The 1,556-nt window shown below is 78.2% G+C and carries 3 protein-coding genes; 1 reads left to right on the top strand and 2 read right to left on the bottom strand.

The window, feature by feature from the left end; all coding sequences use genetic code 11:
• A partial coding sequence (locus ACYVKY_RS03360; RefSeq protein ID WP_460433579.1) for a DNA glycosylase family protein occupies positions 1–462 on the top strand: 462 nt, incomplete at its 5' end.
• A 4-nt stretch (positions 463–466) separates the two neighbouring features.
• On the opposite strand, the gene ACYVKY_RS03355 is transcribed toward ACYVKY_RS03360, so the two are convergent.
• Both ACYVKY_RS03355 and ACYVKY_RS03350 read right to left on the bottom strand, forming a co-directional pair.
• Positions 467–853, bottom strand: a complete 387-nt coding sequence (locus ACYVKY_RS03355) for a phosphomannose isomerase type II C-terminal cupin domain (protein ID WP_460433578.1) — start codon at positions 851–853, stop codon at positions 467–469.
• On the bottom strand, positions 846–1,556 hold a 711-nt coding region (locus ACYVKY_RS03350), incomplete at its 5' end, for a coenzyme F420-0:L-glutamate ligase (RefSeq protein ID WP_460433577.1). The genes ACYVKY_RS03350 and ACYVKY_RS03355, both read right to left, overlap by 8 nt.

The following is a 1,556-nucleotide window of genomic DNA, read 5'->3' as shown; positions in this document are numbered from 1 at the left end:
GGGATGCGCACGGCGCCGACCGCGGCGTCGTGGCGGCGGGTGCCGAGCTGGTCGTGGCTCGGGGCGGGGGTCGACCACCAGCGCCGGTCCGCGCTGCTCGCGGGCGCGGGTGCGCCGCACGGGCTCGAGCGGACGCTGCACGGCACCCACGAGCGGGCCGACGCGGCGCTGCGGACGCTGCCGGGGGTGGGGCGGTGGACCTCGGCCGAGGTGCGCCAGCGGGCGCACGGCGACCCGGACGCCATGTCGTTCGGCGACTTCCACGTCGCCCGGGACGTGTCGTGGTCGCTGACCGGCGAGGTGCTCGACGACGACGCGTGCGCCGAGGTGGTGGCCCGCTACGCCGGGCACCGCTACCGGGTGCAGCGCCTGCTCGAGCTGGCCGGGTCGCGGCGGCCGCGACGGGCGCCGCGGATGACGCTGCCCTCGCACACGCCGGCGCGGTTCCTGCGCGGCCGCTGAGGGGTCAGCGGGTGTAGTCGTCCTGCAGCCGCTCGATGTCGTCCTCGTCGAAGTGGCCGAAGGCGATCTCGAGCACGCGCAGCGGCACGTCGCCGGAGTTGCCGAGCCGGTGCGTCGCGCCGCGCGGCACCAGGACGCGCTCGCCCGGGCCGAGGACGCGGTCGACGCCGTCGACGTGGGTGTCGGCGCGGCCGTCGAGCACGTGCCAGAGCTCCTCGCGGCCGGTGTGCCGCTGCAGGCTCAGCCGGTGGCCGGGCTCGACCGTGATGGTCTTCACGGTGACCGGCTCGTTCGTCGCGAACTGCTCGAACCGCCCCCACGGGCGCTCCGAGACGAACACCGAGCCCGCCCGGTCGGTGGTCCGGTCGGTCACGGAGGCGCGATCACTCATGCGGACGAGCGTAGGTGACGCGCAGGTACCCGCGTGCCCCGTCCGGCAGACCCACCTCCGGTCGGACCAACAGGTCCTCGGCCCGGGCGGCCGCGTTCACCCGCTCGACCGCCCGGCCCAGGGCGAACGGGTCGTCGCACGCGAGGAGCACGCTCGCGGCGTCCCCCTCGGGGACGACCTCGGCCGTGCAGCCGGGGACGGCGTCGCCGTGCAGCGCCACCCGCACCGCCCGCGCGAGCACCTCGGCCACCGGCTCGGACGCCGCCACCAGCGGGGGCGCCTCGTCGGTGCCCGGCGGCAGGCCGAGCGCGTGCCAGACCGCCTCGACGTGGCCGTGCCGGAACCAGTCGCCGGCGCGGCCGCGGGCCAGCACCGCGTCGCCGGGGCCGTCGTCGGGCAGCACGGCCTCGGCGAGGCCGCGCACGACGGCCACCGGGGTGGCGCGGGCCTTGCCCTTCACCAGGTCGCCGAGACCGGCGACCTGGTCGGCGACGTTGCGCACGGTGACCTCGAGCGCCCGGCCGTGGGCGTCGAGCCGGCCCCGGGCGTCGTCGAGGACCGCGAGGCCCGCCGCACCGAGCGCGAAGTCGGCGACGCCGTCGCGCCACGGGCGGCCGGCCGTGTCGGTGACGAGCACGGCCGGACGGGCGCCGGTGAGCTCGTGCAGCCGCGCCCGCAGCGCGCGGGCGGAGGCGTCGGGGTC

Source organism: Angustibacter speluncae (assembly GCF_054777815.1).
The sequence above is the reverse complement of the archived record's forward strand: the minus strand, read 5'-3'. Positions and strand labels throughout refer to the sequence as shown.